General features: G+C 71.9%; 20 protein-coding genes and 1 riboswitch. Of the genes, 8 read left to right on the top strand and 12 right to left on the bottom strand.

Annotated features, from left to right (window positions below):
• Window positions 1-178: 178 nt before the first annotated feature.
• Together ACFYV5_RS11890 and rhaI are read right to left on the bottom strand one after the other, a co-directional pair.
• Window positions 179-2,224, bottom strand: a complete 2,046-nt coding sequence (locus tag ACFYV5_RS11890) for a bifunctional aldolase/short-chain dehydrogenase (RefSeq protein WP_389167344.1) — start codon at window positions 2,222-2,224, stop codon at window positions 179-181.
• A 116-nt stretch (window positions 2,225-2,340) separates the two neighbouring features.
• Window positions 2,341-3,507, bottom strand: coding sequence for an L-rhamnose isomerase (gene rhaI, locus ACFYV5_RS11885; protein ID WP_389167342.1), 1,167 nt, complete (start codon window positions 3,505-3,507; stop codon window positions 2,341-2,343).
• A gap of 377 nt (window positions 3,508-3,884) precedes the next feature.
• Between rhaI and ACFYV5_RS11880 the strand changes: the two genes are divergently transcribed.
• Together ACFYV5_RS11880 and ACFYV5_RS11875 are read left to right on the top strand one after the other, a co-directional pair.
• Window positions 3,885-4,205: an L-rhamnose mutarotase gene (locus ACFYV5_RS11880; RefSeq protein ID WP_355110380.1), complete on the top strand. Its 321-nt coding sequence runs from the start codon at window positions 3,885-3,887 to the stop codon at window positions 4,203-4,205.
• A 59-nt stretch (window positions 4,206-4,264) separates the two neighbouring features.
• Complete coding sequence (locus ACFYV5_RS11875; RefSeq protein WP_389167338.1) at window positions 4,265-5,299, top strand: LacI family DNA-binding transcriptional regulator; 1,035 nt, start codon at window positions 4,265-4,267, stop codon at window positions 5,297-5,299.
• Window positions 5,300-5,315: 16 nt separating this feature from the next.
• Here ACFYV5_RS11875 and ACFYV5_RS11870 read toward each other — a convergent pair whose 3' ends face one another.
• The gene (locus ACFYV5_RS11870) at window positions 5,316-6,134 is read right to left on the bottom strand and encodes an SDR family NAD(P)-dependent oxidoreductase (protein ID WP_389167853.1); all 819 of its coding nucleotides are present in this window, start codon (window positions 6,132-6,134) and stop codon (window positions 5,316-5,318) included.
• Window positions 6,135-6,416: 282 nt separating this feature from the next.
• Here ACFYV5_RS11870 and ACFYV5_RS11865 point away from each other — a divergent pair, with 282 nt between their 5' ends.
• Window positions 6,417-7,352, top strand: coding sequence for a MurR/RpiR family transcriptional regulator (locus ACFYV5_RS11865; RefSeq protein WP_355110382.1), 936 nt, complete (start codon window positions 6,417-6,419; stop codon window positions 7,350-7,352).
• 243 nt (window positions 7,353-7,595) lie between these two features.
• Here the strand turns inward: ACFYV5_RS11865 and ACFYV5_RS11860 are convergent, their stop codons facing one another.
• From ACFYV5_RS11860 to ACFYV5_RS11850, 3 genes are all read right to left on the bottom strand, one after another.
• Window positions 7,596-9,179, bottom strand: coding sequence for a polysaccharide lyase family 1 protein (locus ACFYV5_RS11860; RefSeq protein ID WP_389167334.1), 1,584 nt, complete (start codon window positions 9,177-9,179; stop codon window positions 7,596-7,598).
• Window positions 9,180-9,348: 169 nt separating this feature from the next.
• The gene (locus ACFYV5_RS11855) at window positions 9,349-10,956 is read right to left on the bottom strand and encodes an MFS transporter (RefSeq protein WP_389167331.1); all 1,608 of its coding nucleotides are present in this window, start codon (window positions 10,954-10,956) and stop codon (window positions 9,349-9,351) included.
• A 178-nt stretch (window positions 10,957-11,134) separates the two neighbouring features.
• Window positions 11,135-11,614, bottom strand: a complete 480-nt coding sequence (locus ACFYV5_RS11850) for a MarR family winged helix-turn-helix transcriptional regulator (RefSeq protein ID WP_389167328.1) — start codon at window positions 11,612-11,614, stop codon at window positions 11,135-11,137.
• Between the two features lie 159 nt (window positions 11,615-11,773).
• Between ACFYV5_RS11850 and ACFYV5_RS11845 the strand changes: the two genes are divergently transcribed.
• Window positions 11,774-12,529 (top strand): class E sortase, encoded by a 756-nt coding sequence (locus ACFYV5_RS11845; RefSeq protein WP_389167325.1) that lies wholly within the window; start codon window positions 11,774-11,776, stop codon window positions 12,527-12,529.
• 87 nt (window positions 12,530-12,616) lie between these two features.
• Here ACFYV5_RS11845 and ACFYV5_RS11840 read toward each other — a convergent pair whose 3' ends face one another.
• From ACFYV5_RS11840 to ACFYV5_RS11825, 4 genes are all read right to left on the bottom strand, one after another.
• Window positions 12,617-14,791 (bottom strand): hypothetical protein, encoded by a 2,175-nt coding sequence (locus tag ACFYV5_RS11840; protein WP_389167322.1) that lies wholly within the window; start codon window positions 14,789-14,791, stop codon window positions 12,617-12,619.
• A 182-nt stretch (window positions 14,792-14,973) separates the two neighbouring features.
• The gene (locus ACFYV5_RS11835; protein WP_389167319.1) at window positions 14,974-17,280 is read right to left on the bottom strand and encodes a FlgD immunoglobulin-like domain containing protein; all 2,307 of its coding nucleotides are present in this window, start codon (window positions 17,278-17,280) and stop codon (window positions 14,974-14,976) included.
• A gap of 194 nt (window positions 17,281-17,474) precedes the next feature.
• Window positions 17,475-18,146, bottom strand: a complete 672-nt coding sequence (locus ACFYV5_RS11830; protein ID WP_355110529.1) for an HAD family hydrolase — start codon at window positions 18,144-18,146, stop codon at window positions 17,475-17,477.
• 14 nt (window positions 18,147-18,160) lie between these two features.
• Complete coding sequence (locus ACFYV5_RS11825) at window positions 18,161-19,126, bottom strand: LLM class F420-dependent oxidoreductase (protein WP_389167850.1); 966 nt, start codon at window positions 19,124-19,126, stop codon at window positions 18,161-18,163.
• Between the two features lie 211 nt (window positions 19,127-19,337).
• Here ACFYV5_RS11825 and ACFYV5_RS11820 point away from each other — a divergent pair, with 211 nt between their 5' ends.
• The 4 genes from ACFYV5_RS11820 (at window position 19,338) to ACFYV5_RS11805 (ending at window position 24,032) form a co-directional block, all read left to right on the top strand.
• A complete protein-coding gene (locus ACFYV5_RS11820) occupies window positions 19,338-20,783 on the top strand; it encodes a glyceraldehyde-3-phosphate dehydrogenase (protein WP_355110390.1) in 1,446 nt (481 codons plus the stop codon).
• A gap of 150 nt (window positions 20,784-20,933) precedes the next feature.
• A riboswitch (cobalamin riboswitch) is annotated at window positions 20,934-21,131 on the top strand.
• A 38-nt stretch (window positions 21,132-21,169) separates the two neighbouring features.
• A complete protein-coding gene (locus ACFYV5_RS11815; protein WP_389167316.1) occupies window positions 21,170-22,201 on the top strand; it encodes an ABC transporter substrate-binding protein in 1,032 nt (343 codons plus the stop codon).
• Window positions 22,198-23,211 carry a FecCD family ABC transporter permease gene (locus tag ACFYV5_RS11810; RefSeq protein WP_389167314.1) on the top strand — a complete coding sequence of 338 codons (1,014 nt, stop codon included), beginning with the start codon at window positions 22,198-22,200 and terminating at the stop codon, window positions 23,209-23,211. The genes ACFYV5_RS11815 and ACFYV5_RS11810 overlap by 4 nt, the downstream gene beginning before the upstream one ends.
• Entirely contained in the window at window positions 23,208-24,032 is an 825-nt protein-coding gene (locus tag ACFYV5_RS11805; RefSeq protein ID WP_389167311.1) for an ABC transporter ATP-binding protein, read from the top strand. The genes ACFYV5_RS11810 and ACFYV5_RS11805 overlap by 4 nt, the downstream gene beginning before the upstream one ends.
• Window positions 24,033-24,044: 12 nt before the next feature.
• Here the strand turns inward: ACFYV5_RS11805 and ACFYV5_RS11800 are convergent, their stop codons facing one another.
• Complete coding sequence (locus ACFYV5_RS11800; protein WP_389167308.1) at window positions 24,045-24,743, bottom strand: response regulator; 699 nt, start codon at window positions 24,741-24,743, stop codon at window positions 24,045-24,047.
• The gene (locus ACFYV5_RS11795) at window positions 24,740-26,050 is read right to left on the bottom strand and encodes a sensor histidine kinase (protein ID WP_389167305.1); all 1,311 of its coding nucleotides are present in this window, start codon (window positions 26,048-26,050) and stop codon (window positions 24,740-24,742) included. Before ACFYV5_RS11795 ends, ACFYV5_RS11800 begins: the two co-directional genes overlap by 4 nt.
• Between the last annotated feature and the right edge of the window lie 199 nt (window positions 26,051-26,249).

Raw genomic sequence — 26,249 nt, 5'->3', positions numbered from 1 at the left:
GAACACGGATGGGGTCGCCGAGGGCGGCGGGGCGGGCGTCACGTGGGGTACCTCCGCTGCGAGGAGAGGGGGAAGGACGAGTGAGGAGGAGAAGGAGCGCATGCCTGCGGCGCGGTCGTGTACTCGGTCGTGTACTCGGCCGGGGGCGCGTTCGGGAGCGCGGCCGGGGGCGCGATCGTCAGCGCAGGAAGGCGGCCGCTACGCCCGCGTCCACCGGGATGTGCAGCCCGGTCGTGTGGGTGAGGTCGCCGCCGGTGAGGGCGAACACGGCGTTCGCCACGTGCTCGGGCAGGACCTCCCGCTTGAGCAGCGTGCGCTGGGCGTAGAACTCGCCGAGCTTCTCCTCCTCGATCCCGTACGTCGCGGCGCGCTGCGCCCCCCAGCCCGCGGCGAAGATGCCGGAGCCGCGGACGACCCCGTCCGGGTTCACGCCGTTGACGCGGATCCCGTGTTCGCCGAGTTCGGCGGCGAGGAGCCGGACCTGATGGGCCTGATCGGCCTTGGTCGCGGAGTACGCGATGTTGTTCGGGCCGGCGAAGACCGCGTTCTTGGAAGCGACGTAGACGATGTCGCCCCCGAGGCCCTGCTCGATCATGACGCGGGCGGCCTCGCGCGAGACGAGGAAGGAGCCGCGGGCCATGATGTCGTGCTGGAGGTCCCAGTCCGCGGCCGTGGTCTCCAGGAGCGGCTTGGAGATGGAGATCCCGGCGTTGTTGACGACGAGGTCCACCCCGCCGAAGGCGAGCGCGGCGGCCTCGAACGCCGCGCTGATCCCGTCCTCGGAGGTGACGTCCACCGTGACGGCGACCGCCTTGTCGGGGCCTCCGAGTTCCTCGGCGACGGCGGCCGCGTTCCCGGCGTCGACGTCGGCGACGACCACGCAGGCGCCCTCGGCGACCAGGCGGTGGGCGATGGCCTTGCCGATGCCGCTGCCCGCGCCCGTGACGAGCGCGACGCGGGTGGCGAGCGGCTTCGGCTTCGGCATCCGCTGGAGCTTGGCCTCCTCCAGCGACCAGTACTCGATGCGGAACTTCTCCGACTCCTCGATGGGCGCGTACGTGGAGACGGCCTCCGCCCCGCGCATCACGTTGATCGCGTTGCGGTAGAACTCGCCCGCCACCCGCGCCGTCTGCTTGTCCTTGCCGAAGGAGAACATGCCCACACCCGGGACGAGCACGATCGCCGGGTCCGCGCCGCGCAGGGCGGGGGAGTCGGGGCCGGCGTGCCGCTCGTAGTAGGCGCGGTACTCGGCGCGGTACTCCTGGTGCAGCTCCTTCAGCCGCGCGATCGCCTCGTCCAGCGGGGCGGCGGCGGGCAGGTCCAGGACCAGCGGGCGCACCTTCGTCCGCAGGAAGTGGTCGGGGCAGGAGGTGCCGAGGGCCGCGAGCCGCGGGTGTTCGGCACGGGAGACGAAGTCCAGTACGGCTTCGGCGTCGTCGAAGTGGCCGACCTGCGGGCGGTCCTGGGAGGCCAGGCCGCGGATCACCGGTGCCAGGGCGGCGGCGCGCTCGCGGCGCTCCGTCTCGGCCAGCGGCGCGTACCCCTCCAGGACCGGGCCGAAGGGCTCGGGTCGGCCGCGCTCGGCGAGGAAGGCCTCGGCGGTACGGATGATGAACAGCGAGTTCGCCTCGCACTCCTCGGAGCTGTCGCCCCAGGCGGTGATGCCGTGGCCGCCGAGAACGCAGCCGACGGCCTGCGGATTGGCCTCCTTGACCGCAGCGATGTCCAGGCCGAGCTGGAATCCGGGACGGCGCCACGGCACCCAGACCACCGTGTCGCCGAAGCACTCGGCGGTCAGCTTCTCGCCGTCGGCGGCGCAGGCCAGCGCGATGCCGGAGTCCGGGTGCAGATGGTCCACGTGCGCGGCGTCCACCAGCCCGTGCATCGCGGTGTCGATGGAGGGGGCCGCTCCGCCCCTGCCGTGCAGGCAGTAGTCGAAGGCGGCGACCATCTCGTCCTCGCGCTCCACCCCGGGGTAGACGTCTCGGAGCGCGCGCAGCCGGTCGAGGCGGAGCACGCCCAGGCCGGCCGCGGTGAGCGTGCCGAGGTCGCCGCCCGACCCCTTGACCCACAGCAGCTCGACATCGTCGCCGGTCGCCGGGTCGGTCCCGGTGCCCTTCGCGGACGTGTTGCCGCCCGCGTAGTTGGTGGTGCGCGGGTCGGAGCCGAGCCGGTGGGAACGCGCGATCAGCGCGGCGGCCGTGGGGTGCGTGGCGGAGGACATGACGGCATTCCTTCGAGGTGTGGGTGAGGTATGGGAGGCCGCGCGGAGCGGCGTACGGACGGTCGCCCGGGGCGCGCGGGGCGCGGGGTCCCCGGGGGGCGCACGGTTTGGGCGGGTCAGGCGCCCCAGCCGGCCTGTTCGCCGCCGACGCGGTCGGTGACGATGCGCTCCTGCCAGCCGGAGGCCCGGTAGGCGGCGATCGGGTCGGGGTCGAGGCCCCGCTCCTCGCGGAACTCGCGCAGCAGGGGCCGTACATCGGTGTTGTAGGCATCCATCACGACCGCGTTGGCCGTCAGCACGTCACCATCCCGCTGGGCCGCGCCCAGCGCGTCGAGGTCGACCAGCAGCGCCTTGGCGGTGGCCTCCTGGACGTTCATCACGGAGCGGATGACGGCCGGGATCTTCGCCTCGATGTTGTGGCACTGGTCCAGCATGAAGGCGACACCGGTCTCCCGCAGCAGACCGCCGTTCTTGGCGACCTCGTGCATGATCCGGAAGAGCTGGAACGGGTCCGCGGAGCCGACCATCAGGTCGTCGTCCGCGTAGAAGCGCGAGTTGAAGTCGAAGCCGCCGAGCTTCCCCTCCCGCAGCAGCAGCGCGACGATGAACTCGATGTTGGTCCCGGGCGCGTGGTGCCCGGTGTCCACGACGACCTGCGCCTTGGGGCCGAGCGTGAGGCAGTGCGCGTACGCGGTGCCCCAGTCGGGCACGTCGGTGGTGTAGAAGGCGGGCTCGAAGAACTTGTACTCCAGCAGCATCCGCTGGTCGTCCCCGAGCCGCTCGTACACCTCGGCGAGCGCCTGGCCCAACCGGTCCTGGCGGGCGACGACATCGTCCTGGCCGGGGTAGTTCGTGCCGTCCGCGAACCACAGCTTCAGATCCGACGAGCCGGTCGCGTCCATGATGTCGACGCACTCCAGCAGATGGTCCACGGCCTTGCGGCTCACCTTCGCGTCCGGGTGGCAGACGCTGCCGAGCTTGTAGTCGTCGTCCTGGAACGTGTTCGAGTTGATCGCTCCCAGTTCCAGGGAGCGCTCCTTCGCGTACGTGGCGAGCGCCGCGTAGTCGTCGACCTTGTCCCACGGGATGTGCAGCGAGACCTTCGGGGCGACCCCGGTGAACTCCTGCACCTTCGCCGCGTCGTCCAGTTTCTCGTAGGGCGTTCGTGGCACGCCGGCCTGGGCGAACACCTTGAACCGGGTGCCGGAGTTTCCGTACCCCCAGGACGGCGTCTCGATCCGCTGGCCGGCGAGTGCGGCCTTGACGGCGGCGATATCAGGCATGTCCACCTCTGGATGACTGAATGAATCGATTCATTTCTTCGGGGGAAGCTAACCCGCTCCGTGACCGTCGTCAAGGTCGGCCGCGGACCATCTGGGCTTGCGTGGATCGCGTTGTTGAGGTGGCGGAACCGGCGCTTCGCGGCAACCCCTTGACGCGCCCGGTCGGCAGGGCTAGCTTCCCGGCAACCCCAATGAAACATTTCACGTCAGGTGCTCCAGTGAGGTGGACCGGCTGTTCGGCGTGGTGAAGACGCTGCGGGAGCGAGGACGGCGTGGTGTCCCTGGGCAAGCCGATCGTCTTCGACAAGACCGACATCGACGACTTCGGCTTCTGAGCCACACAGAGCACCCGAGCCACACGGAGCAGGAGGCACCCCATGCAGCGCGTCTGTTTTCTTCTGAAGGTGCGGGCCGAGAAGGCCGAGGAGTACCGCGAACGCCACCAGCACGTCTGGGCCGACATGCGGGCCGCCCTGTCCGGAGCGGGCTGGCACAACTACTCCCTCTTCCTGCGCGAGGACGGCCTGCTCGTCGGCTATCTGGAGACCCCGGACTTCGACGAGGCCCGTGCCGCCATGGAGGCCACGGAGGTGAACGCCCGCTGGCAGGCGGAGATGGCGCACTTCTTCGAGGAGCTGGACGGGCGGGCTCCGGACGCCGCCATGCGCCCGCTCACCGAGGTCTTCCATCTCGCCTGACGGCGTGGACCGGCGACATAGGATCACCCTTCCGGGCAGGACAGAACCAGGTGGGACGGATGACAGGCACCGCACGGACGGTCAGCATCAAGGATGTGGCACGCGAGGCCGGGGTCTCCGTGGGGACCGTCTCCAACGTGATCAACCAGCCCGACCGCGTCTCGGCCGAGACACGGGAGCACGTGCAGAGGGTGATCTCGCGGCTTGGCTATGTGCGCAGCGAGTCCGCCCGGCAGCTCCGAGCGGGCCACAGCCGCATCGTGGCCCTGCTCGTCCTGGACATGGGCAACCCGTTCTTCGTCGACATCGCCCGCGGAGCCGAGCGCGCCGCCCGGGGCGCGGGGCTTGGTGTCATGGTCTGCAACAGCGGCCAGAGCCCCCAGGACGAGGCCGACTACCTCTCCCTCTTCGCCGAGCAGAGGGTCCGGGGCGTCCTGATCTCCCCCTCGGACCCGAGCGGAGCCACTCTGCGGGAGTTCCGCCGCCACGGCATCCCGTTCGTCCTCGTCGACCGCGTGGCGGCGGACGACGACGGATGCTCGGTGTCCGTCGACGACGTGGTCGGCGGCTCCCTGGCGATCCGCCATCTGACGGCGGCGGGTCACCACACCCTCGCGTACGTGAGCGGCCCGGGGCACCTGACACAGGTCCAGGACCGGCGCGCGGGCGCCCTGGCCGCCCTGGCCGAGGCCGGCCTCCCGCCCGAGGCCCTGCAGGAGATTCCCGCCGAACGCCTCGACGTCGCGGCCGGCCGCGACGCGGGGGCCCGGCTCCTGGGCCTCGCCGAGCGTCCGACCGCCGTCTTCTGCGCCAACGACCTGCTGGCCCTCGGCGTACTCCAGTCCATGTACGCGGCCGGCGTGCGGGTCCCCGACGACATGGCCATCGTCGGCTACGACGACATCGAGTTCGCCGCGGCGGCCACGGTCCCGCTGACCTCGGTGCGCCAGCCGGCCCTCACCATCGGAGCCCGAGCCGCCGAACTGCTGCTCCAGGAGACGGGCGAGCACGCACGGGACCACCGGCACGAACACGTGATCCTCCAGCCGGAACTGGTGGTACGTCAGTCCAGCCTCACCTCACGGTCGGGCTAGTGCCTGTCCTCCTGGATCAGGAGCGCGGCGACCGCGGTTCGATACGGAAGTCGAAGGCGAGCGTGCCAGGGTCGAGGGCGGTCACGCCGCCGTCGACGGTGAGCACCGCTCCGTTGACGAAGGAGGACGCGGGCGAGAGCAGCCAGGCCACGGCCTCGGCGACCTCGCGCGGCTCACCCGGGCGGCCGGCCGGCACAACGCGCGTGACCTCCTCGTACGCCGCGTCGACACCGCCTTCCCCCAGCCCCGCCTCCTCGGCGAACCGGTTCATCCGGCGGTCCGCCATGTCGGTGCGCACCCAGCTCGGGCAGACGGTGTTGGCCCGCAGCCCCCGGGCGCCGTAGTCGACCGCGAGCGAGCGGCAGAGCTGGAGCAGCGCCGCCTTGGAGGTGGCGTACGCGGCGCTGCCCAGGCCGTTGCGCAGGGCCGCCACCGAGGCGACGGCGACCACCGATCCGCGCGCTTCGAGCAGGTGCGGGAGCGCGGCGCGCAGCAGGTGGAAGGGGCCTGTGAGGTTGGTCCGCATGACCGTCTCCCAGTCCTCCAGCGTCACCTCGCCCACACTTCCGCCACGCCCGACACCGGCGTTGAGGACGAGGCCGTCGAGGCGTCCGTACGCGGCGACGGCCGCGTCGACGAGCGTGCGTACCGCCTCGGGGTCGCCGATGTCGGACGGGACGGCCAGGGCCCCGGTCTCCTCCGCGACGACCCGCAGCGGTTCCGGTCGGCGCCCGGAGACCACGACGTGGTGACCGGCTTCGCGGAGCAGCCGGGCGGTCGCGGCGCCGATGCCCGTCCCGCCGCCGGTCACGAGGTATACGCGCTGGTCCGCCATGGTCGTCGAGCCTCCGTCGTCGTCCGCCGTCGTCGTGATCATATGCGCGGAGGGGCAGCCCCCTCCGTACCGTAAGGCCGTCGTGGGACCGAACGGACCGCAGCCACCACCGGAGTTGCCCGGCCGGACGGTGCGGCGACGCTGTCTCGGAGCGGGCACGCGCGCGGTGAGCCGGTGGGTCCGGAGGTGATCCCGCGTGCGGCCGACCGGCGTCCCGGGCCACGGGGCGCCCGGCCCCGGTGAACTATCTTGGGCAGCAGTGAGACGAGAGGGAGGCACTCCGTGGCATCCGGGCAGCAGGCGCGCGCACAGGCCGCCGCGATCACACCGGGCAGGCGCTCGACGGAGGCGGAAGCGGCTTCCCCCGCGTCTCCCGCCGAGCGGGTGCGGTCGCTGTTCGGCGGCCACCGGCTGTCCCCGGGGCAGCGCCGCATCGCCCAGTTCCTGATCGACCACCTCACCGAGGCCGCGTTCCTGTCGATCACCGAGCTCGCGGAGCGCGTGGGCGTCAGCCAGCCGTCCGTGACGCGGTTCGCCTCGTCGCTGGGCTTCAGCGGGTACCCCGCGCTCCGCGAGGCGCTGCAGCCCATCGCGCTCAGCGCGGTGGCGGGCGCACCGGACGAGGGCGAGGAGAGGCTCCGTAACGAGCTCCAGTCCGCGGTCGACGCCGAGATCGAGAACCTGACGTCCCTGCGGCGTGTGCTCGCCGACCCCGACCAGATCCTCGACATCGGCCGGGAGCTGGCCCGGTCCGTCCCGCTGACCGTCGTCGGCCTGCGGATCTCGGTCTCCCTCGCCGAGTACTTCGCGTACGCCGCGCGGCGCATCCACCCCGATGTGCGGGTGGTGACGCGGGGCGGCAGCGTCGCCTACGACGGACTGCTCCAGGCGCGCGAGGCGGGCGGGACGTGGGTGCTGGCCTTCGCGATGCCCCGGCACGCCAAGGAGACCCTGGCCGTCGTCCGCGCGGCTCGAGCCGCCGGGCTGCGCGTCGCGCTGATCACCGACCTGGCGCTCGGGCCGCTCGTCGACGAGGCCGATGTGGTGTTCACCGCCCCCACCGGGGCACGGCTCGTCTTCGACTCCTACGCGGCGCCGGGGGTGCTCTCCGCGGCGATCCTCCAGGCCATGGCGGACGCGGATCCGGAGCGCACCCAGATCCGACTGGAGAAGTACGAGCAGGCTGCTGAGCAGCACGATTTCTTCCTGGACGACTGAGCGGTCGCTGTAACGGAATGCATGAAATTTTTCATGCTCTTGCTTACTCGACGGTATATATATTTACTACAAGAGCCCCCACGGGCCCGAACAGAACACCGCGGGGCCGCCCCCTCCTCCTCGGACGGCCCTGGTGTCTCGACGGTCCGCGCCGCGCTTCGCGCGAGCGCTCTGTGGCGGCTCCGGTCAACCCCTGGGCCGGAGCCGCCACACACATGTCCGGCGGGTGCCCGGACCGTGTCCCTAGGAGGCGTAGGTCTCGAACTCGGCCACCTTCGGGGTGCCGGTCGAGCCGGTGATCTCGAAGGTGATCTTGCTCAGTGAGGTCCGCGGGACGGTGATGGCACCCGCGCCGCTGCCGGTGGTCAGAACGGCGCCCGTGTCGGCGTTGAGGACCCTCCAGGACCCGATGCTGCCCGCGGAGCCCGCCGCCTCGCGGATGGTGATCCGGGACACGGTGGTGGCGGAGCCCCACTTGATCGAGATCGAGCCGGTCGAGCCGGCCGGTGACCAGTAGGTGCTCAGATTGCCGTCCCGTACGTTGCCGTAGCTCGTCCCGTCGGCCTTGCTGGAACCGTCGGAGCCGGCCCCGATGCTGAGGTTGGTCCCGCCGGGCTGGGTCGGCGACGGCGTGGCGGTGGTGGGTGAGGGCGTCGGCGTGGTCGGCGTCGGCGTCGGGCTGGTGGGGGACGGAGCCGGCGTGGTCGGGGACGGCGTCTGCGGCGAGCAACTGCCGTTCGACTCCTGCATCCCCTTGTTCGCGCCCGCGATCCGGGTCACGACGTCCGGCACGCAGGCGGCCGCGTCGAGGGTGTAGGGATACGGGACGGCGACCGTGGTGGTGGACCGCGGGTCGGGGCCGGCGGGCTTGTAGTCGGCGGCGGGGCTCGACCAGGTCACGTTGTCGAAGGTGTTGCCGCTGACCTGCCAGTATCCGGCCGCGGTGGTGTAGAAGGTGCCGAGGACGTCCTTGGAGTCCTTGAAGTAGTTGTTGTCCACCTTGGCGCGGGCCCCCGCGCGGGAGTTGATGCCGGACTCGTTCAGCTTGACGTAGTAGTTGTTGTACATGTGCGCGATGCCGCCCCGCAGGAGGGGCGCGCGCGAGTCGATGTTCTCGTACAGGTTGTGGTGGTACGTGATGAACCCGTTCGAGAGCTCGGTCTCGCTGGAGCCGACGAGGCCGCCGCGGCCGGAGTTGCGCAGGGTGCTGTAGGACAGGGTCACGTACTGGGTGTTGTCCTTCATGTCGAAGAGGCCGTCGAAGCCCTCCGACTCGCCGCCCGACGCCTCGAGGCTGACGTGGTCCACCCAGACGTTGCGGACGTTGCTCTCCATGCCGATGGCGTCACCGCCGTTGGACGTGGGCGAGCCCGACTTCTTGACGTTCTTGACGGTCACGTTCTGGATGATGATGTTGCCGGCCTCGCGGATGTGGATGCCCAGCTGGTCGAAGACGGCCCCGCTCCCGACGCCGACGAGCGTCACGTTGCTGACCTGCTTGAGCTCGATCACACCGTCGGCGGTGTTGCAGCTGGTGCCCGACACCTTGGAGGTGTTGCCGTGGTTGATGGTGCCCTCGACCTCGATGGTGATCGGGGTGCTGCTGCTGGCCCGGCCGCACAGGGCCGCGTGGATCGCGGTCCCCGTGGTGGCCCGCACCGTCTGCCCGCCCGCGCCGCCGGTGGTCCCGCCGTTCTGGGTCGCGTAGCCGGTGGCCCGTCCGGTCGCCGCCGATGCCTCGGGCATCGACAGCACCACGCCGGCCGCGGCCGCCGTGGCCGTCGTGGCCAGCGCCGCGCAGAGTCGCAGTGCGACTGGTCGTCTCATCCTGGTCTCCTCGTACGTCTTCGCATGTGGGTGCCGCTGCTGCATACTCCGTGGGGGGAAAGCGCTTTCTGCTCGGCGACAATAGGGCGGCCTCAGTTGGGCTGGCAAGGCTCTGGGTGACTGCGGATCGCCCAACTCTCATATTTAGTACGGGAGTTGGGCGCCGCGGTCACGCCCGGGGGTGCGAGGTCCGTGGAGGGGTGGACGTGCGCCGGAGGCCGGCCGCCGCGATGGCGGCGCCGAGGAGACACAGGGCGCCGGTGACCGTCACGGCCAGGTGCACGCCGTTCATGAACGCCTCGGCGCTGCCTTCCGCGACCGAGGCCCGGAGCGGGGAGGGCATGCCGGTCGAGATCGGGGCGACGCCCATCGCCACCGCGTCGACGGCCTCGTGCAGCCCGCCCGCCACATGGGCCGGCACGCCCGCGGTGGTCAGCTCGCCCGTCAGCGTGGAGCCGACCCGGGCGCTGATGAGCGAGACGAGGACGGACGTACCCAGCGCGCCGCCGATCTGCAGCGCCGTGGCCTGCAGACCGCCCGCGACACCGGCGTCCCGGACGGGCGCCTGGCCGACGATGGCGTCGGAGGAGGCGGCCAGGACCATGCCGACGCCGAGGCCGAGGGCCACGAACGGCGGCCACATCACGGCGTACGGCGAATCGGTGTGCCAGCTGAGCATCCCGAACGCGGCGGCGGCCTGGAGCACCATGCCGAGCGGCATGGTGAGCCGGGGCCCGAAGCGGCCGGTCAGCGCGGCGCCCAGTGGAGAGGCCACGAGAGAGGCGAGGCTGAGCGGCAGGGTGCGCACACCGGCCTCGACGGGGGAGAAGCCGCGCACGTTCTGCAGATACAGCATGACGAAGAAGATCACGCCGAGCATGACGAAGAAGTTCAGCGCGGTGACGACCGTACCCGTCGTCAGCGCCCGGCTGCGGAACAGCCGCATGGGCAGCAGCGGATGGGCGACCCGCGTCTCGTGACGGCCGAAGAGAACGAGGAGCAGGAGGCCCACGGTGATCGACCCGAGGGTGCCCGCGGAGGACCAGCCCCAGGTCTCTCCCTTGACGACGCCGAAGACCACGCACAGCAGGGCCACGGCGAGCAGGACGACCCCGAGGAGATCGAACCGGTCGGCGTCCGCGGTGTTCCTGCTATGGGGCAGCACCGCGGCGCTCACCAGCAGGGCCAGCAGGCCGATGGGGGCGTTGATGTAGAAGACGGATTCCCAGGAGATGTGCTCGACCATCAGACCGCCGACGATCGGCCCGAGCGCGGTCGAGACCGCCGAGACCATGGCCCAGATGCCGACGGCCATACCGAACCTGCGCGGCGGGAAGGCGGCGCGCAGCAGGCCGAGGGTGTTCGGCATCAGCAGGCCGCCGAAGAGCCCTTGCGCCGCCCGGAAGACGATGACGCCCTCGATGGATCCGGACAGGCCGATGGCGACCGAGGCGACGGTGAACCCGGCGACGCCGACCAGGTAGTACGTACGGCGTCCGAAGCGGTCGCCGAGCTTGCCGCCCAGGATGAGGGAGGCCGCCAGGGCGAGCAGGTACGCATTGGTGACCCACTGCAGATCCGCCGTGGAGGCGTCGAGGGCGCGGCCGATCTCGGGGTTGGCGATCGCCACGACGGAGCCGTCGAGCTGGACCATGAAGAGGCCGAAGGCGACCGCCAACAGGGTCAGCCAGGGGTTGGAACGCCTGCCCCGGGGCGACGCCGCCGGTGGCGGGGAGGGTGCGGGCAGGGGGGAGTGATCCACGGTGGTGGAGGGCATGGAGCTGCCTTGTCTGTGAAGGGGCCGCAGGAAGAGCTGCGGGAAAGGGGGACGCCGACGGGCCGCGTCGCGCCTTCCCGGTCAGGAGAGGGCGGAGGCGTACGTGCGTACGTGCGTACTGGCGGGCGCGGGCACGGAGCCGGCCGCGTGGCGCTCCCCCGAAAAGGGGCGCCCGGGTCTACTCGGCTGCCGGCGCGGGGTGAAGGTGGCGCGCCAGTGAGTTCAGCGCGCCGAGGGCCGAGCCCAGAGCGTCCTGCTCGCCCTCGGTGAGGCACTGCAGGGCGCGGGCGATGTGCCGGTCCTGCAGGTGACGGACCTCGGCCAGCTCCAGCTGGGCCCGGGCGGTCGCGTAGAGGTGCGCGATCCGCTTGTCGGCCGCGTCCTGGCGGCGCTCCAGCAGCCCTCGCTCGGTGAGCTGGGAGACGAGCGCGCTCACGTTGTTCGGCCGCATCAGCAGGGCCTCGGCGGCCTCACGGACGGTGGCGCCTTCCCGCCGCGCGACGAACCGCAGCAGGGCGAGCTGGGCCTCCGGCGGTTTGGGCTGCGCGAAGTCCTGGCCCACACGCCGGTCCAGGGCCCGGTTCAGCGCGGGCAGGCACGCCGCGAGGCCGGAGGCGACACGGTCGAGGTCCTGGGCGGACGCGCGGGAATCGGGCATGCCGTGAGATTACCTCTCGCCCTATAGGTATGTCCAAAGAGGTTTTCTCGAAAACGGTTGGGCCCCGTGCTGTGGAGAGGAGGGAATACGCGCTCGACCTCTGTCGTTCTCGCGGGTGACCGATGGCCGAAAGCGTGTCCCGCAACCCTTCGGAAGGCCATGCACAGAGCTCGAAGCGCCTGCTGCGTCCTTGCTGCGTCCGTCGTCGCCGTGCTCGTCGGCTGCTCGGCGGCGGACGGTGCCAGTGGTACGACCGCCGCGCCCGTCACGGCCGCTTCGTCCAGCGTGTCCGAACCCGCTCGCGACACCGCGCCCGCAGCCGCACCCACGTCGCCGGCGACACCCTCCCCGGCGACACCCCCGCCGGCCTCGGCCCAGGCCCCCGAACCGGACCCCAGCAAGCGGTCCCGCGCCGCCGAGATGTCCATACCGTCGATCGGTGTCGAAGAGCTGACCGTCGTGCCGTACGAGGGGACGACCGACGATCCTGCGGGTACCCGCATCCAGGACCGGGGCGTGGCCGCCAGCCCGTACGGGAAGCGGGGCGGCGTCGGCCCCGGCGAGATCGGCAACTATCTGGTGACCGCCCACCGGCTCTCCGCCGGCGGCCCCCTGCGCGAGCTGCCCGCCGTCGACGTGGGCGATTCGGTCTTCGTCACCGCGGGCGACACCGTCTACGAGTACCGGATCACCGAGACGCGGACGACGTCCTTCCGCTCCACCCGTTCCCTCGCGGAACAGCGGGCCGCGGTGCCGGGGGCGCCGGGTGAGAAGCCCACCCGGGCCATGATCACTCTCTCCACCTGCGCGACGCCGGAGGACGACGCGGCGGGCAACTTCTGGCGGGACGCCCAGGGCAACCCGGAGCACCGCATCGACAAGATAGGTGTCCTGAAGGCTTCCCGGCCGGCGTAGGTCGAGGGCGAGGAAAGCGAAGGGACTAGGTTCAATTGGTTTTGAGAAGGAAGCCCCTTCATGGCCTCGCCGCCGTCAAGATAGCAGTCACTCAGGGATGAGGTCGCGCAGGTTTTCCGGCGTGATGATCCGGGAGTCCGGGTGCAGTCCCTCCGGCCGCTGCAGGCCGATGTAGGTGACCGGTCCGCCCGGGACGGTCGCGCCGTCCCCGAGCATGGTGGTCGCCACCGTGTCGTCGGTGAGCAGCCCGACGAGGTGGCGGACCGTGAGCGGGGCGCGCTCGACGATGCCGCGGAGCAGCGTCGCGACGGAGATCCGGTTCCCTTCGACCCGGTTGGCCGTCGGTCGGCCCTTCAGGTAGAGGTGCAGCCACCTGGCGTGCCACCGGCCGTCGTCGCCGCGTACGAACGCCAGCGGCAGTGCGACCCTGCCGGGCCCGCGCAGATCCGACTTCATGCTCACCGTACGTGCCTCGAAGGGGCGGCCGCCCTGTTCCGCGTCGCGCAGCATGAAACCGAAGAACGACTCCGCCACCTCCTCGAAGCCCTCCCCGGAGAAGATGTCGACCTGCGGCACGATGTACGTCCCACGGGCGGCTCCCAGGCGCAGGTCGATGAACTCCGAGGCGCCGTCGGGCGCGTCGGTGATGTCGCCGGAGTGCTCGCCCTCGAGAGCGGTGAGGGCGGTGTACGACAGCCAGGACACGGTCGAGTGATCGGCGTCAAGGAGGAGCGCCGACAGGTCGTAGTCGGTCGAGCGCTCGGTCTGCTTCCAGTACACGAAGAAGCGCAGCAGTTCGCCGTCGACCGGGGTGACGGACCCGCGGGGCAGGACGCCGAGGCTGGACGCGGTGACCCGGCCACTGAGCGGCAGCGCCACGTCGAGGACGTCGGGGTCGATCAACAGATGTCCGGGGGAGGGGAGTCGGCGACGGATCTCGGCGTCGAGCGCGGCCGTCAGACGGTCGTGCTCGGCCGGCGGCACGGTCTCGCGGGTATCGTCGGTGACCCAGGCGCGGCCGAGGCGGTTGACGAACAGCCTGCGTCCGCCCGCCTTCTCGTGACGGTTGTGGAGGTGTTCCCGTACCGCGAGCACGACGCGGCCGGACACCTGGGGCGCGGCCTCGACGGCGGCCGTCACCACGGCCTCGCGCTCGTCCGGGCCGGACGCCGCCCGCAGCAGACGGTCCACGGAGCGGAACAGCTTGCCCGGCGCGGACGTCAGCAGCTCCGTCGCGCCGACGACGTCGTGCCGGCCGAGGAGTTCCTCGACCCGGCTGTCGAAGGGGCGGACCTTCTTCTCGCCCCGGGCGACGGCGAACACCTCGGCGGCGTGGGGCACGCGTGGGTACTCGTGGGGGTGGAGGCGTTCGCCGAGCCGCTTCCACGCCTCGCGGTGCGCGCCGACGTCGGCGAGCTTGGCGGGTGCGGCGGCGACCACGGAGTCCAGGCCCGCGAGCAGTGCGCGGCGGCTGGGGCGGGACAGGGCGCGGAACCGGGTCGGCTTCTGAAGGGTGACATCGCCGTCCGACAGCGCACAGGCGAGCCGGAGCACATCGGTCACGGTGTCGAGAAGGAGACCGGCACCGGCAGCCAGGCGCGCACGGTTGAGGAGGGCGAGGTTCTCCCGGACAGGGACCGCCTCGGGCTGGGGTCCGTCCACGCAGTGACCGGCGAGCACGGCGAGGTCGCGCAGGTCGTCCTCGCCCAGCGGCGTGGTGCTGCCGGCGAGGGCGAGGTACAGCGCGGTGACCTCGGTGTCCGCGTCCTCGCCCAGGTGGAGGACCGTCAGACGGTCGCCGGCCGCGGCGGTCAGCTCCTCATGAGCGGTGAGCATCTCGGCGTACGTGTGCCCGTACGTTCCGTACGTCGGGAGGGTGAGCAGGTCGACGGCGCCGCTCTCGAGCTGGGCGAGGGTGCGCTCGCGGGAGCCCTCGTCGTCCATCGCGTCCGCGACGCACCGCATCCAGAAGTCGAAGGTGTCGGGCACGTTGGCCGGGAAGTCGAGGAAGTAGACGTTGTGCTCGACATGGTCGCCGACCATCTCGCGGACGACGTCCAGTGTCCGTACGGCGGTCGCGGTCACCGTGTCGTCGGACAGCCCCGACAGGTGCGTCAGCAGCTCCGACGAGAGGGTGAAGCCCACCGACATCAGAGCGGCGTCGAACTGGCGCGCGGCGCCCTGGCCGTTCCCGGCGGGACCGGTGGGGGTGGGGAGGCGGAGGGTGCGGCGGACGACCAGCGGTTCGAGAAGGTGGGGCATCCGCACATGATCACAGGATCGCCCGACCGGGTGCACTCGGGTTTCGTGGTCCTCTGCCACCGCCACCGCCACCGCCACCGCCACCGCGATCGCCACCGCCACCGCAACCGGCCGACACGCCGCTCATGGCACGCGCGCGGGCCGAGCGGGCGGGACCTGCATGCGGTCCCGCCCGCGGGCGGTCAGGAGGCGGGGCTCGGGATCGTGTCGTAGGCCACGACGTCCCCGCTCGCCTGCCTCACGAAGCCGCCTCCCTCGTCCACCTGCACGTCCAGGGTGTAGCGGTACGGCCCCTCCGGCACCAGGCCGCCCGCGTCGTTCCTGCCGTCCCACCGCGCCGTGACCGCGGCGCCGGGGCCGCCGGGACCGTCGAGGGTCCGTACGACCTGCCCGGAGGCGTCCCGGATCACGACCTTCGAGCGGGCCGCCGGGCGCGAGAGACGCCACAGGGCGTCCCACGTCCGGTCGGCCGGGGCGATGGCGCTGAACGACGGGTCGACGGAGGATTCGAGCAGGGTGAGAGGCTGCGGTGCGATCGGGACGGGCTTGACGTGGATGTTCCGCAGCGCGTCGACGTAGGCCACGCCGCCGCCGAACCTGTCGACGCTCCAGTCGACGCGCCGGCCCGAACCGGCCGCCGCCGCCGTGGCGGGCACGTCGGCGAACACGGAGGTCTGTCCGGTGAGGGCGTCGGTGAGCAGGAGCCGGCCCGCCGCGTTGTCGCGCCGTACGAGGAACCCGTCCCCGAGGAGGGCCTCGCCCGAAGGGACACCGACGCTCTTCCTCAGCACCTGGTCGTATACGCCCGCCTTGCCGTCGCAGCTCCAGTAGAGCCAGCGGCCCACGGCCTGCAGCTCGTCCGGAACGCATCCGGAGCCGAGGTCGACGGCCGGTGAGGTCGCCTTCGTCACCAGGTCGTACGCGTTCACGGTCCCGGTGGCGGGAGCGGGCTTCCACAGTGTGCCGGCCCAGACGGAGGCGGCCGTGGGGGCGCGGGTGAGGAGGACCGTGGCGCCCCGGCCGTCGCCGAAGTCGACGACGTACTGGGTGCCGTCGCCCTCGGTGACCGCGTACCGCCCGGCCGCGTCGACCGGGGTGCTGTCCACGGGCACGGTCACGCCGCGGATTCGATCGGGGCCGGTGGAGATCAGCGTGTTCTCGTCGACGAACGCGCTCTGCCCGTCGCCCAGATCGCGCAGCCCCTGGAGCACCCAGTCACGCCCCCGGTACCGTTCCCTGGCCTCGGTCGGCGCGGCCGTGTCGACCTCGTACAGCGCCCAGGGCGACTGTGTGTCGCTGAGGTGGCTCACCCGGCCACCGCCGACCGCGAGCCCGTTGTACGTGGCGGGCACATGGGGCACCTTCCGCACCGTGGTGAGCCGGGGCGCCCCGTCGGCGCCGAGCGTGATCCGCCGCACGGCCCACTCCTTGGCTCCGGTGCCGCCGGTGACGAGGACGCTCCCGTCGGGGGCGGTGGTGAAGCCCGCGGCGGCGTACGGAAGGAGTTCGCGGGCGGGTCCGCCGCCGAGGGGGACGGCGAGCAGCCTGGTACCGATGGGGGCGGTGCCGCCGCCGCCCGGGGAGTCGAGCACAAGCGGAGCGCGGCGTACGACGATCCAGTCGCCGATCACGGTGAACGAGGCGGGCAGGTACCGGTCCTCTCCGTGGCCGGCCGGCGGCAACGGAGTCGCGACCGGCGGCGCGCCCGGGTTGTCGCGCGGGACGGTGTGGACGGTCTCCTCGGCTCCGTACTGGAGAAGATAGTGACGGCCGCCGAGCGCGACCGACGCCGGGCTTCCCGTCTTCACGACGGCCGAGGGCGTCACGGTCGCGGTGCGGTAGTCGAGGAGGTACGCGGCGGTCGCGCCGCCCGGCGCCGTCTGTGTGGTCAGCCACGCCCCGCGCGTGTCCTGGTGGACGACCTTGAGGCCGTACGCCGTACCGAGCCCGGTCACCGGCCGCTCGACGGTGGCGCCGTCGACCGACCGGCGCAGGTACAGGCCGGTGATCCGGTGGTCGGTGGCCGAGGTGTACGTGAGGGCGGTGTCCGCGTTGTACGCCTGCGCCCACCGCCGGCCCGGCGGGAGCGTCACCGAAGCCCGTGCGGGCGTGTCCCCGCTGGTGACGGTGAGCGTGCGGGTCTGGGCCACCGACCCGGCGGACAGGGCGGGGAAGAGGCCCGAGTGGCTCAGCGCGTGGCCCGGGGGCAGCGGCCCGTCGGCGCCGCTCGCGTAGTCGGTCCAGACCGGTCCGGGGCTGCCCTCCTGACGGTGGACGTAGCCCGTGCCGCCGGCGCTGGTGATGTCCTCGCCGCGCGGCTGGAAACGTCCCGGGTCCGGGACGACCACCTCGTCGGCGACGGGCGAGGGCAGGGGCGCGGGGTCGTCGGCGAGCGCCACCCCGTGGGTGGTGGCGCAGAGGCCGGTGACGATCAGGACGGTCGCGGTGGCAAGCGCCGTGCGCCGGCATGCGCCGCTTCGAAGAAGCATCAGAACGGTCCCTCTCCATGAACCTGGGCAGGCGAGGGGAGGAGGCCGCGCCGGCGCGGAAAGCGCGTCGTGGCCTCCGGTCTTCCCCCCGGTGAGACGACCGTAGCCATCGGGCCGCTGCCGGACATGAGTACGCGGACGCGTTCAACTGGGCTGCTGTGCCTAGAGATACGGGTGGGCTACGAGAGGAGCTCCTACGAGCCCGGGATCTTCGCGAACGGGCTCGTGCTCAGGTGGGCGAGGAGGTCGGACGGGTCGTCGTAGACGGCCGCGGCCCCCGCGTCGGTCAGGTCCGCCCGGGGGATTCCACCGCAGAGCAGGCCGGTCGCGACCACTCCGGCGGCGCCGGCCGCCTTCATGTCCCAGACGCTGTCGCCGACGAACACGGCCCGGTCCGCGGGCACTCGGGCGAGGGACAGCGCGTGCAGGATCGGATCGGGTGCGGGTTTGCCCTCGTCGACGTCGTCGGAGGTGGCCGTGTCCGTGATCGCGTCGTCCGCGTCCACGGCGCGGCGCAGGGCCGCGAGCTCGCGGTCCTTGGCGGAGGTCACGAGGACGACCTTCCAGCCGTCCTCCGCGAGGGCGCGCAGCAGGTCGCCGGCCCGGGCGAAGGCGGGGAGCCGCTCGAAGTACGTGCCGTACATGGTGTCGTGAGCCCCCGACAGGCGGTCGTCCTCGGCGCGGTCGCGGCGGTCGCCCAGCAGGTGCTCCAGGAGCTGCTCTCCCGGAAGGCCGATCGCGCGATGGACCGCGTGCATCGGAACCTCGTGCCCTGCCTGGCGCAGTGCCTCCCACCAGGCGACGACGTGCAGGTGGTTGGTGTCGGCGAGTGTGCCGTCGACGTCGAAGAGCGCGGCGCGATCCACCATGGTCGGTCTCCTCATCGTTCCCGGAGCGCGGGCAGCAGCTCGTCCTCGGCCCAGCGGAGGAAGGGCCGTTGGTGTTCGCCGCCGATCTGGACCAGGGCCAGTTCGCTGAACCCCGCCTCCTCGAAGGCGCGGACCGCCTCGACGACGGCGCCGACGTCGTTCCCGCACGGCACCGCTTTCGCCACGTCCTCGGGACGCACATGCTCGGTGGCCTGGGCGAATCCGGCAGGCCCGGGGAGTTCGGCGTTGACGTGCCAGCCTCCCACCGACCAGCGGAACTGCTCGTGGGCGCGGTCGACCGCCGCCTGGGGGTCGGGGTCGTAGCAGACGGGAAGCTGTCCGATGCGCGGTTTTCCGGCGCCGCCGTGGGCGTCGAAGGCGTCCAGGAGCTCCCGTTCCGGTTCCGTCGCGATCAGCAGATCGCCCTGGCGGCCGGCGAGCTCGCAGGAACGCGGGCCCGACGCGGCGATGCCGAGGGGCGGCGGCGTGTCGGGGAGATCCCACAGGCGCGCGTTGTCGACCTGGAAGTGGACGCCGCGGTGGGAGACGTACTCGCCGGTGAACAGGGCCCGGACGATGGTCGTCGCCTCGTCCAGCATGGCCAGCCTGACCCGGGCGGAGGGCCAGCCGGAGCCGACGATGTGCTCGTTGAGGTTCTCTCCCGATCCCAGGCCCAGCCGGAAGCGGCCGTCCGACAGCAGCTGCATGGTCGCGGCCTTCTGGGCGATCACCGCGGGGTGGTACCGGAAGGTGGGACAGGTGACGAAGGTCATCAGCGGGATGCGCGAGGTGGCCCGCGCGGCCGCTCCCAGGACACTCCACGCGTACGGTGCGTGCCCCTGCGACTCCAGCCAGGGGAAGGAGTGGTCCGAGATCACGGAGAAGTCGAACCCCACCCGTTCCGCCTCGACCACGTGCTCGACGAGCTCACGCGGACCTGCCTGTTCGGTCATCATCGTGTAGCCGATGTCCATCATGCTTGGCGGCTTGCCGGAGGCGGGTGGGTCGAAACGGACACGTTCGGTGGAGAGCGGGGCCGCTCCGTTCCGCTCGGTGGCGTACGGCCTGTCCATATCGGGCTGAAATCGGGCGAAGTGGGGCGTCGATGCCCGTCCCCAGGGACCCCTTGAACGATCAAAGGAGGGGCGGGTTAGCATATGAGCGCCGCCTAGCTCGAAAGATAAAACTGTGACTGTCAACGAGGACTCGTTCACCAGTTGGAAGACCCGCGAGGAGATCGCGGAGTCGATGATCCCGATCATCGGGAAGCTGCACCGGGAGTATGACGTCACCGTCCTCCTGCACAGCCGCTCCTTGGTGAACAAGTCGGTGGTCAGCATCCTCAAGACCCACCGATTCGCCCGGCAGATCGCCGGTGAGGAACTCTCGGTCACCGAGACGATGCCCTTCCTGCAGGCGCTCGCCGCGCTCGATCTCGGTCCCTCCCAGATCGACATCGGCATGCTCGCCGCGGAATACAAGACCGACGACCGCGGTCTGTCGGTGGCGGACTTCACCGCCGAGGCCGTCGTCGGTGCCACGGGTGCCAACAAGATCGAGCGCCGCGAGGGACGCGACGTCGTCCTCTACGGCTTCGGCCGCATCGGCCGCCTCGTCGCCCGCCTGCTCATCGAGAAGGCCGGCTCCGGCAACGGCCTGCGCCTGCGCGCCATCGTCGTGCGCGGCGGCGGCGAGGCGGACCTGGTGAAGCGCGCCTCGTTGCTGCGCCGCGACTCCATCCACGGTCAGTTCCAGGGCACCATCACCGTGGACGAGGCGACCAGCACGATCGTCGCCAACGGCAACACGATCAAGGTGATCTACGCGAACGACCCGTCCGAGGTCGACTACACCGCGTACGGCATCAAGGACGCCATCCTCATCGACAACACGGGCAAGTGGCGGGACCGCGAGGGTCTGTCCAAGCACCTGCGCCCCGGTATCGACAAGGTCGTCCTGACCGCCCCGGGCAAGGGCGACGTCCCGAACATTGTCCACGGCGTCAACCACGACACCATCAAGCCGGACGAGCAGATCCTGTCCTGTGCCTCCTGCACAACCAACGCGATCGTCCCGCCGCTCAAGGCCATGGACGACGAGTACGGCGTCCTGCGCGGTCACGTCGAGACCGTCCACTCGTTCACGAACGACCAGAACCTGCTGGACAACTACCACAAGGCCGACCGCCGCGGCCGTTCCGCGCCGCTCAACATGGTGATCACCGAGACCGGTGCCGCCTCCGCCGTCGCCAAGGCGCTTCCGGACCTGAAGGCGCCGATCACCGGCAGCTCGATCCGCGTCCCCGTCCCGGACGTCTCGATCGCCATCCTGAGCCTGCGCCTGGGCCGCGAGACCACCCGCGAGGAGGTCCTCGACTACCTCCGCGACGTCTCGCTCCACTCGCCGCTCAAGCGCCAGATCGACTTCACCACGGCCCCCGACGCGGTCTCCATGGACTTCGTCGGTTCGCGCCACGCCTCGATCGTCGACGCCGGTGCCACCAAGGTGGACGGCGACAACGCGATCCTCTACCTGTGGTACGACAACGAGTTCGGCTACTCGTGCCAGGTCATCCGGGTCGTCCAGCACGTCTCCGGCGTGGAGTACCCGACGTTCCCGGCGCCGGTGGCCTGACCTCGCCGGGCCCACGGCCCACTTCGGAACCCGGCACGTCCGGGTCCCGGTGAACGGGGCGGCGGTGGAGCGGTGCGACAGATCCCGGAAGGGATCGCGCGCCCTCCCACCGCCGCCCCGTCGGCGTACGGAGGGGCCCGGCCGGCGCTGTGGTAGCTTGCCGTAGCCAGTCGAACTCACGTGCGTGACGTACGCGAGTCAGGGAATCCGGTGCGAATCCGGAGCTGACGCGCAGCGGTGAGGGTGACGGGCGGGGCACGAAGTCACTGGACCGGGGAACCGGGCCGGGAAGGCGTCCCGCCCGGATGACCCCGAGTCCGAAGACCTGCTGGCGAATCCGTACGAAACGGGCCCCGCGTATGGGCCCTCGACGCCGAGGATGAGCCGTGCCTCTCGCCCGCACCCCCCGTTCCTTCGCCCTGCTCGTGTCCGGAGCGCTGCTCCTCACCGGCTGCGGCGGCGCCGCCGGCGAGGCCCGGCCGGCCTCGTCCGCCCCGGCGCGGACACTCGAGAACTGCGGCCGCACCGTGGAGATCCCGCCCGGCGGGCCGCGCCGGGCCGTCTCCCTGAACCAGGGCACCACCGAGATCATGCTGTCCCTCGGCCTCGCGGACCGGATGGTCGGGACCGCGACCTGGACCGACCCGGTGATGAAGGGGCTGGAGAAGGCCGCCTCCGCCGTCCCGAGGCTCGCGGAGAACAACCCCTCCTTCGAGAAGGTGCTGGACACCGAACCCGACTTCGTCGCCGCCTCCTTCGGCTCCACCCTCGGCAAGGGCGGAGTCGCCGGCCGCGAGCAGTTCGAGAAGCTCGGCGTCCCCACCTACCTCTCCCCCTCCGACTGTGTGGGCAAGGACAACAGCGGCGGGGGCGACGGCAAGCGCACCACGCCGCTCGCCATGGACACCGTCTACGGCGAAGTCCGCGACCTGGCCCGCGTCTTCGGCGTCGAGAAGCGGGGCGAGGAGCTCATCGCCCGCCTCAAGACCCGGGTGACCGAGGCCACCGCCGGCCTCCGCGTCGCCGACGTCAGCGTCCTCTACTGGTTCTCCGACGCCAAGTCCCCCTACGTGGCTGGTTGTTGCGGAGCGCCCGGCGTCATCACCCGGGAGACCGGCACCAAGAACGTCTTCGACGACACCACCGAGGAATGGCCCCAGATCGGCTGGGAGTCCGTCGCCGACCGGAACCCCGACCTCCTCGTGATCGGCGACCTCACCCGCAAGGCCCAGTCGGGGGAGAGCGCCGCCAAGAAGATCGCGTTCCTGGAGTCCGACCCCGTCACGAAGAAGATGGACGCCGTGCGCGCCAAGCGGTACGTGCTCCTCAGCGGCCAGGCCATGAACCCGACCATCCGTACCGTCGAGGGCATCGAGCAGGTCGCCGCCGCCCTGCGCGCGCACGGCCTCGCGAAGTGACCGCCGCCCTGCTGCGCATCACGGCCGGCTGCACCGCGCTCGTCCTCTCCCTCGCCGTGACCCTCACCATCGGACCGGCGGACATCGGCGTCGGTGACGTGGGCTCCGTCGTCGCCTCGCACCTCGGGGGCACGCCCTCAGGGGTCGGCCCGATCCGGGACGGCATCATCTGGAACCTGCGGCTGCCCCGTACCCTCCTCGCCGCCGTGTGCGGGGCGGGTCTCGCCCTCTGCGGCGCCGTGATGCAGTCCCTGCTGCGCAATCCGCTCGCCGACCCCTTCGTCCTCGGTGTCTCCTCCGGCGCCTCGACCGGAGCGGTCGTGGTGGTCGTCCTCGGCGTCGGCGGGGGAGCGCTGTCCGTCTCCGCGGGCGCCTTCGCGGGCGCGGTGTGCTCCTTCGCCGCGATGCTGCTGCTGAGCCACACGCTCGGCGGCACGCCCGACCGGGTCGTCCTCTCCGGCGTCGCCTCGATGCAGCTGTTCTCCGCGCTCACCTCCTTCGTCGTCGTCACCTCCGCCGACGCCGAGACGACCCGCGGGGTGCTGTTCTGGCTGCTCGGTTCGCTGAGCGGCGCCGGCTGGACCGACGTATGGCTCTGCCTCGCCGTCCTCGGGCTCGCCCTGGCCGTCTGCCTCGGTCATGCCCGTACGCTCGACGCCTTCGCGTTCGGTCAGGACGCGGCGGCCACCCTCGGCGTACGGGTGGCCCGCGCCCGGCTCGTCCTGCTGTGCGCCACCGCGCTGCTCACCGCCGCGCTGGTCAGCTCGGCGGGCGCCATCGGCTTCGTCGGGCTCGTCCTGCCGCACGCCGCCCGCGCCCTCGTCGGACCCGGCCACGGCCGTCTGCTGCCCGTCACCGCCCTCGGGGGAGCCGTCTTCCTGGTCTGGGTCGACACGCTCGCCCGGACCGTCCTCGAACCCCAGGAGGTGCCCGTCGGCGTCGTCACCTCCCTCGTGGGCGTCCCCGCGTTCGTCCTCGTCCTGTACCGGAGCAGGAAGGCCCACCGATGACACCCGGTCACGTGACACCCGGCTCGCCCGGTTCCACGACGCTCGGCGCCGAGCGCGTGGCGCGCACCGCCGGAGGGCGGCTGATCCTCGACGGGGTCGACATCGCCCCGGAGCCCGGCACCACCACGGCGCTCCTCGGTCCCAACGGCTCCGGGAAATCCACCCTGTTGAGGCTGCTCTGCGGAGTCCTGGAGCCGTCCTCCGGTCTCGTCACCCTCGACGGCCGGCCGCTCGCGGACCTGCGCCGCCGGGACGTCGCCCGGCGCGTCGCGGTCGTGGAGCAGCAGGCCGACACCCTCGTCGAGCTCACGGTCGCCGAGGTCGTACGCCTCGGCCGCATCCCCCACCGGCGGGCCTGGTCGCCCCCGACGGCCGCCGACGAGCACGCCGTACGGGACGCCCTGCACCGCACCGGCCTCGCCGACCGCGCGGAACAGCCCTGGCAGACCCTGTCCGGCGGTGAACGCCAACGCGTCCAGATCGCCCGGGCCCTCGCCCAGGAGCCGAGGGAACTCCTCCTCGACGAACCCACCAACCACCTCGACATCCAGCACCAGCACGACCTCCTCGACCTGGTGTCCGCGCTGCCGGTCACCACGATCGTGGCCCTCCACGACCTGAACCTCGCCGCGATGTACTGCGACACGATCGTCATGCTCTCCGGCGGGCGGGTGGTGGCCGCCGGTGCGCCGCGCGAGGTGCTCGAACCCGCGCTGATCGCCGACGTCTACGGGGTCCGCGTGACGGTCACGCACCCGGACGGCGACGGCCGGCCGCACCTGCGCGTGCTCGGCACCCTCGCCCGTTCCCGCTCCTCCTGATCCGCGCGGCCGTCAGCGCTCCCGGCGCGGCTGCGGCTCGCCGGCGGATCCCGGCGTGACCAGGCCCGTCTCGTACGCGGCGATCACCGCCTGCGCACGGTCGCGGAGCCGGAGTTTCGCGAGGATGCGGGCGACATGCGTCTTGACGGTGGCCTCGCTCAGCCGGAAGCGAGCCGCCAGTTCGGCGTTGCTGTCGCCCCGGGCAAGCGCCTCGAAGACCTCCAGCTCCCGCGGCGTGAGCGTCGACAGATCCCGGTGCAGGGACGTCGTGCGGTCCCGGGAGGCGGCGAACCGCTCGACGAGACGGCGCGTGATGGCCGGGGCCAGCAGGGCGTCCCCGGAGCGGACCAGCCGGACGGCGGCCGCCAGGTGCTCGGGAGTGACGTCCTTCAGGAGGAAGCCGCTCGCGCCCGCGCTCAGCGCGGCGTACACGTACTGGTCGAGGTCGTAGGTGGTCAGGATGACGATGCGCGGCGCCGCCGCCCCGTCGTCCCGGAGGATGCGGCGCGTCGCCTCCAGACCGTCGGTGCCCGGCATCCGGATGTCCATCAGGACCACATCGGGCTTCGTACGGCGGACCGCGGCGACCGCCTCGTCCCCGTCGGCCGCCTCCCCGACCACCTCGATGCCGTCGGCCGCCAGGATCATCCGGAAGCCGGTACGCACCAGGGCCTGGTCGTCGACGATCACCACGCGCGGTGCCTCGGTCACGACTCCTCCACCGGGATCACCGCGCGGACCCGGTAGCCCCCGCGAGGGCGCCTGCCCGCGTGCAGCGTACCGCCGTAGACCGCGAGGCGTTCGCGCAGACCCATGAGCCCGCGACCGCCGCCGGGCGCGGCCGAGGGGAGCGCCGGCCCGCCGGTGTCGGCCACCTCCACCCGTACCTCGCCCGGCGCGTACTCCACCGTGACCGACACGCTCGCCCCCGCCGCGTGCTTCACCGCGTTGGTGAGCGCCTCCTGCACCACCCGGTAGGCCGCCAGATCGACCCCGGCCGGCAGCTCGACCCGGGTGCCGCGCACCGTCAGCTCCACCGGCACGCCCGTGTCCCGCACCCGGCCGGCCAGTTCCTCCAGCCGATCGAGACCGGGCTGCGGGGCCAGGTCCACCGTCGCGGCCGGATCCGGCCCGTCGGCCGCCATGGTCAGCAGCCCCATCACATGGCGCAGCTCCGACATCGCCGTGCGGCCGGCCGCCTCCACCGCCAGCATCGCCTCACGGGCCTGCTCGGGCGACACGTCCAGCACCTTGCGCGCCGCGCCCGCCTGGATCGTCATCATGCTCACGTTGTGGGTGACCACATCGTGCAACTCACGGGCGATCCGAGAGCGTTCCTGCTCCACGGCCCGTCGCAGCGCTTCGTGTCGCTCCTCCCGCAGCGCCTGCGCCCGCCGACGCCAGGTGTGGATGCCGTGCGCCGCCAGGGCGACCGGGATCAGGACGAGTACGGGGACCAGGCCCCCGTCCACCTCGGGGACCAGGGGTGTCGTCGCGTACAGCACCACCCCCGCGAGCAGCGAGGCGGCCGTGGCCTTGCGGTGCGGGCTGTACATCGCCGCGCTGTACGCCGCGATCAGTCCCGAGGCGAACGTGACCGTGGTCGCGTCCTTGGCGACGTCGCCCAGGTGCAGCACCACCGTCGCACCCACCACCGCCCAGTACGCGGCCAGCGGGAAGCGACGGCGCAGCACCAGCGGCAGGGCGGTCAGCACCGCCGCGAGCAACTCCCAGAGTTCCACCGGCGGCAGCGTGTGCTCCACGGCCGGCAGTAACTGGTGCTTCCCCGGCGGCGGGACCGGTGGGACCGGTGGCGGCCCCACCGGGACCGGCGCTTCGGGCTCCCCGTGGACCACCTCCACGTACGAACGGTCCAGATCGCCCAGGACGGTGCACACCGCCAGCGTCACGGCGATCACCGCATCGGCGGCCCACGACCGGCGCGAGGACGCCGCGGCCGCACCGAGGGACCACCACGCGCGGACCCGGCGGACGACTGACTCTTCTTCCCTGCTCACCGGCTCAGTGTGCCAAGCGGTCGAGGGCGCCGAATCAGCCGCGAGACGCACGGCCGTGCACCACGGGCGTACATCGCGGGGATGACGGACCGGAGCCGTCATTCCCGCACGGTACGCGTCTTCCGCACCGCGGCCGACGTGGGCGCGACCCCCTCGCTCCTAGCGTCGTGCCCGACCGATCCGAGCCATGGAGGAGACC

Origin of the sequence: Streptomyces sp. NPDC003035 (assembly GCF_042888285.1) — a bacterium.
Lineage (GTDB): Bacteria > Actinomycetota > Actinomycetes > Streptomycetales > Streptomycetaceae > Streptomyces.
Note: the sequence above shows the minus strand (reverse complement) of the source record. Positions and strands in the feature narration are given on the sequence as shown.